At 40.3% G+C, this 6,161-nt stretch carries 5 protein-coding genes and 1 pseudogene; all 6 read right to left on the minus strand.

Annotated features, from left to right (window positions below; genetic code table 11):
- Positions 1–174 precede the first annotated feature (174 nt).
- On the minus strand, positions 175–1,284 hold the full coding sequence (repM, locus tag Q3O12_RS04375) for a replication initiation protein RepM (protein WP_301669530.1): 1,110 nt from the start codon (positions 1,282–1,284) through the stop codon (positions 175–177).
- A 1,768-nt stretch (positions 1,285–3,052) separates the two neighbouring features.
- Positions 3,053–3,313, minus strand: a complete 261-nt coding sequence (locus Q3O12_RS04380) for a hypothetical protein (RefSeq protein ID WP_025457413.1) — start codon at positions 3,311–3,313, stop codon at positions 3,053–3,055.
- Positions 3,314–3,961, minus strand: a complete 648-nt coding sequence (parA, locus tag Q3O12_RS04385) for a ParA family partition ATPase (protein ID WP_025457414.1) — start codon at positions 3,959–3,961, stop codon at positions 3,314–3,316.
- A gap of 233 nt (positions 3,962–4,194) precedes the next feature.
- Positions 4,195–4,766 (minus strand): annotated as a pseudogene (locus Q3O12_RS04390) (transposase).
- 247 nt (positions 4,767–5,013) lie between these two features.
- On the minus strand, positions 5,014–5,490 hold the full coding sequence (locus tag Q3O12_RS04395; RefSeq protein ID WP_301667251.1) for a hypothetical protein: 477 nt from the start codon (positions 5,488–5,490) through the stop codon (positions 5,014–5,016).
- A gap of 4 nt (positions 5,491–5,494) precedes the next feature.
- On the minus strand, positions 5,495–6,161 hold a 667-nt coding region (locus Q3O12_RS04400; protein ID WP_301669531.1), incomplete at its 5' end, for an RHS repeat-associated core domain-containing protein.

Raw genomic sequence — 6,161 nt, forward strand, 5'->3', positions numbered from 1 at the left:
CGCCTCCATTGAGTGCGGCGGAAGCGACAATGAGCCGATTCCTCCGTCTTCAGACGGCATGGCTGTGTAATCGTTCATGGTACATCCGCCAAAATTGCAATCTTCTATTGTAGCGTAAAGCAGGTTCAATTGGTTTCCGTACCGCAAAACAGGTAGAATACGCGAGTTGCCGGGTTAAATACCTTCCTCAACCATCACAGTTAACATAGGAAATAATCTGGCAATCTGAGAATCGGCTATCCACCTGTTTGTCCCTTCAGTCCTAAGCATACCTGAATCTTTAACCCAAATTGTTCCATCCTTGTCCTTAAAACGTGTGCCATTAGAAATCTTTTCCCATTCGGTTAAAACGACTTTTGCATTTTTGTTTTCAGGATTTTTGACCCTATTATCTTTAGCCGCATCTTCAAATCCCCAACGTTCCTCTACGGCTTTTTTCAGAATATTTAGCCTATGGGCTTTAGTCACGTTCTGACCTTTTGCAATGAGCGAAGCGATATATGCTTCCGCCCTGACCCGTATCGTTCCGGCTTCCAAATCAGTCATTCCGGCAAAAAGTTCCGATTGATTTTCAAGAGGGATGTCTTTCGACCCTATTTTATGTAGGATTGAGAATGTAAAACCTACAATTTTTCGTCCTTCTTTATGCTGCTCGTAGGTAATGGAAATATCCGTTTTATCATTGATCTGCTTGATGGCGAAATCCAAAACCTTACGTTTGAATAGCTCCATTTTTTGATACTCGTCAGGCATCACACCCAAACGTTCGCGCAACTCCATTGTACTGAACATCGGTGTCTTACCGGCTGCACGCCATGAAATAATAATTTCGTAGAGCCGCACCGCGTATTTACTGCTCAACGATGAGACCTGATCAAGCTCGTAGCTTGTGAAGTTTTTTTCTAGCATCGTAATCAAAGGGGCAACATTTGGTGCAAAAACTAACTCTACCGTTGCCTGTTGTTCAATATAGGCGACCTGAGATACCCACCTTGTCCGTACTACCTTTTCCCCTTTTGGTGTTTTTTCGATAAAACTGAATTGGCGTTCAAAAAGGTTGTTACAGGCATCTTTCAAAGCCTTATACGCCGTATTGCGGTTGGTATGGAAATTATTCATGTAACTGCTGGCTGTAATGGTCAACCTGTCGTTTGCGGTAATCCCCTTTCCCGTAGTCCTAGCCTCAATAATGGACAACAGTATTAACCTCTGCTCCACCAGTTCAAGATTGTAGCTGGCATTGATTAACGCATTGTCTTTAACAACAAGGTTTTTAACAGCCATAACAGATGGTTCCGCTAAATAAAAACAATATGCTACCTTTGTATGATTAGGGTGTCAAATGATCAGTTGATTCTTGAACCTTATGCACGCTAAAAGGTGTGATATACCTGCAAAACGGTGTGCCATTTCCCGACAGACGGTGCTGCATTGCACGGTAAACGGTGTCAAATAAAACGACAAAAGGTATGATATTGCCCGATAAACGGTGTGATATATCCTAACTTACAACAGCAATATCTTTGAAATTCAATATATTCTTTTGAAATATACAGACCGAAAAGAGAAAGGGATTAAAAGACTAAAATGAAAAACTCACTCTATTTTTTTGTTATTCAAGGGTTAACCCCAAGACTGTTGCACGCCAAACGGTGTTATATAAGTTTTTAAAGGGCAGCACATAAAGCATCATCCTGATTTAGAAAAGAACGAATGTCCAAGCGACGGGTTTCAACCGGTAAGAAATCTTGCACACCAAAAGGTGTTATATTGAGGGTGTTTATACAGAATTTTTATAAAAATATATACATATCAATATATTAAAATAGCAGCATAAGTGAATTTTTTAAGCACGAAAAACGGTGTTATATCTTTGGCTGAAATCACATTTGCAAGACAATCAATCCGGAACCTTACATTAAAAGGCACACTGCTATGTGTGCTGCCCTTATTTTTGAGGACATTCATTAACGCCTTCTTAGCGGTACTTGGACATTCGTCCTACGTGTTAACGGCCCACCACACCTACAGGTAGGGTTCCAGCTAACAAAAATTTTTGATGAAATTTAGCACATTATATGGTGTGATATTGAAGGCAGTATTGCCGATTATTTAGAATAAAATCTATATACATCAATTAATTAAATTAATAACTAGGAGGAATTTTTCAAGCACGATAAATGGTGTTATATCAATGTCAGATATGTTGTTCACAGCTTGTTTTACACGAAAACAGGTGTGATATGTCTATTTTCCCATCTGTTTAGTCTTGCACGCCAAAAGGTGCGATATACCTGCAAAACGGTGTGCTATTTCCTGATAGACGGTGCTGAATTACACGGCAAACGGTGTCAAATAAAACGACAAACGGTGTGATGTTGCCCGATAAACGGTGTGATATATGCCATGATGGCGAGATAAACCCATTTAAATACAGAACACTAGACAAATAAAAAGACTGCTAAAAAATAGAAAAGGTGTTAAAAGATTAAAATTAAAAAACAACCCCTATTCTTTATTTTTTAATATAGGCAAACGAAAAGGAATCATGTATTTCATGATTCCTTCTTAAATCCTGTATCAACCTAATATCAAAACACAGCCAAGGTTAATTTGAAATATACGCAAAATTTTAAATTTGTCGATAATCTGTTCTTGTAACTACAAAAAAAACATCACACAATCTGATTATGCGGTAGTTTTTATTCGCAACTTACCACTAGACGTTCAAGCAAACCATCCGATACGATGTACTCTAAGGTATATCCATCTTTGAATTGGGTAGTTAGAAACCCACGAATAGACAAAACTTTCAAATCCTTTCGGACGGTGACATCCGATAGTCCGTGTTCGCTCATCAGAAGGCTGACAGTGAATATCTTTGAATGGTATTCAACCAGTTACCTCAGAATATTCAACTGCCTTGCACTCAAATCCGTTATCGGATCTCCAACCATCGTCTGCAATAGGTTTTCTGGATGCTTACGGTGCAATAGAGGGAATGTTGGAGGCTTGATTATTTTCATTAGCCTCCGATACTCGTACTCGGATTTCAACTTCCGTTTCGTTCCAAATACTCTCTGACGGCTTGAGCAACCATATCGTTTTGGGTGATACCGTGTCTTGCACAATGAATTTTAACCCTGACGTGCATGGAAACGGGGATGGGGACGGTAAGGCGGGCCTGACGCTCTTCCATTGTATTAAAGTTCGGTTTTTCTTCTTGAGGTTGAGGGGATTGTTCCGCCGGTTTTTCATCTTCTGCCGTATTGCCGGACAGCCAAGCAGACATATCTTTTTCTTTAACAGCCATTTATTTGTCCTTTCTTAAAGCAAGAATTTCATTAACAAGGTTTTCTATTTCAGTTACGGCAGGAGAGCGCGGATCGACTTCTCGGACGGACAAACCCCTTGTTCCGGCATCTGCAAAAATAGCTCGGGAAGAGATAAGTGTGTCGAAAAAAGACCAATCTTTCTCTTTAATATCCTGAAAGATGCCCTTTGCAACCTTGGTGTTTTTGGCAAAAGCATTGAAACAGATTGCGGAGATAATAGATGGTTTGAAATTCCGTGCTTCATCTACGAGCTCTTCCATCTCCTTAGTTGCCCATTCGTCGTATCCTGATGCCCGCATAGGCATCACGATAACATCACTGGTGATGATGATGTTTTTAGCCAAGGAAGTCATGCGGGGCGGGCCGTCGATAATAACGAAATCGTAGCCGTTTTCTTCCTGCATTTTGGGAATCTGCTGGGAAATGCTGGTATTGGGCATACCGATAACATTGTAGAGTAGGGGTTTGTCTTCGGGACGTTCACTGGCTCCGCGCATCGCCGTGCCTTGCGGGTCTGCATCTACAAACAGTGTTTTAAAACCACGGTAGGCCAATTCTGCGGCAACATTGGTACTGACGGTCGTTTTACCTGTTCCGCCTTTCTGATTCAGAAAAGAAATAATCATCTTATAGACCTTTGGGTAGGGTGCAGGCAAGTGTACACCTCAAAATTAATTTAAATATATTATTTCATTAAAGCTAGTACATTGCAACTATAAATTTAGCAAAGTTATACGACTGTGAAACTGCGCAACTGCTAAAATGTAAAACAGCTAAACTGGTAAGAATATAAAAAAGAGAAGCCTGAAGGATTCTCTTTTAAATTACCTCCACAATTGCCATAATTGCCGCGTCCGTTTTATGAGCGTGTAACTAAGGCAGACACACTTAGCCTGTTGGCGGCTTTCAACAGGTTCAAACACATCGCCTTCAGATGGCTTTGCGCACTCACTTTGAGCAGTCCGAAGTAGGCTGCCCGCGCATAGCGGAACTTAAGGTGCAGCGTACCGAAGCTTTGTTCGACCACATAACGGGTTTTCGACAAATATCGGTTGCGTTTGGTTTGCACTTCCGTCAGCGGACGGTTGCGGTGGGCTTTGCGCATAATGCCGTCTAACAACTGATGCTCTTCCAGATGTTGCCGGTTTTACGCACTGTCGTAGCCTTTGTCGGCATAGACGGTCGTATTTTTGGCTATCCCTTCCAGCAAAGGCGAGAGGTGGTTGCACTCATGGGTATTGGCGGGGATGATATGCAGTTTCTCGATATAGCCTTCCTCATCGGTACGGGTATAAGGTAACGGGTTCTTTGACGGTTCAGGTAGTGTTCGATAGGCTGCCAATCAATCACCTAATCCAACTTCAATAGTGGGAAGCGGTCGATGTGTTTGGCAATCATGGCTTGTGCGGTTTGCCGGAACAAGGTGCTCATGAGAAATCCCCTAAATGTCTTGGTGGTAATTTAGGGGATTTTGGGGGGATTTTGCAAAGGTCACAGCCCGTGTATTGGATTGACCGGGCGGCCGGCGGCGACGGCACCCTTACAGGACAAACAGGTTTTAGGGGAGAGTCTTTTGCTGAACTTGCCGTTCATACGACCTTGCAGGAGCATTAGGGCTTGAATCAACCTACGTTTGCTTAATAATTTGCTATTTATAGATAGTTTTTTATTTTAAAAGCTATTCTTTCACTCCAACGGAAACAGATAACACATTTTCTTCATTGTCGAGTAGAGATATATCAATAATTTTATCTATTTTATTATTAAAAAATTTTAAACAGTAAAAATTAGGCTTGTTTATTAATTCTAGCCAATTACTAATATTTTTTCTTTTAATAATAAATAAAGGGAATAATTCTATTGGTGTTTTAGCTGAATCATTTATTCCACCATAAAAGTATACATATATAATATTATTTTCCTCTGGTATAAAAAAATTTAATATTTCATTTTTTATCGATAAGCTAAAATTTACTTTTGATAATTCTATACTTTTATAGGATACGAAAACACGATTGATTATTTCACACGAAAATGGATATGGAATAAATTTTTCAGAATTCAAAATCAAACTATTCAAAAAATAATTTTCTTTCATTTTTTTTATTAAATTATTCTGTTTTAAAGTAAAAATCTTATCTTTTAAGGCAGTCATAATACTATTTCCTATGTTGTACAGTTACATTATCTTTGTAGTATTTCCAAGAAAATGTACCATTCCCATTTTTTCTTTTTTGAACAAGATTTCCATCCATTTTTGCGGTACCTACATGCCAGTGTGGACAAGGATGATTTGCATCAGAGGGATGGTGTGAAACAATGAGTGGTGTTCGTGAACCATTTGGATTTTTATACATATATTGTTCCCAGTTAGGTATTATATTTTGTGCAATAGGGGTTGAACTTGTTGGAATACCAGCTTCTTTTAAGGCAATAGTTCTAGCTGCATTTTTTGTGGGAAATTGTGAACAAGGGTCTTGCTCGTCTTTATTGCATCGCCCAACAGCAGTATGCGATTTTGACCGGGAAGCAACAATCGCAGCCGCTGCATTGTTAGCAGCCGCAGCATGTTGATGCCCAGTAGTTGCTACTGAACTGCCAAAGCCGCCAGAACTGGGAATAGTTCCTGCAAAGCCGAATAATCCTAACGGGTCAACCCACCCCTTTACATTCGGTGCAAACTGATAAACGTTAAAGCCGCCTTCCAACCCAATCGGATCCTGATTCACAAACCGCCCGATGTTCGGTTCGTAATACCTGAAGAAGTTGTAATGCAGCCCCGTCTCACGGTCGCAATACTGGTTCTGCAACCGGAACGGTTGGTGC

Origin of the sequence: Neisseria benedictiae (genome assembly GCF_958267435.1) — a bacterium.
GTDB lineage: Bacteria > Pseudomonadota > Gammaproteobacteria > Burkholderiales > Neisseriaceae > Neisseria > Neisseria bergeri.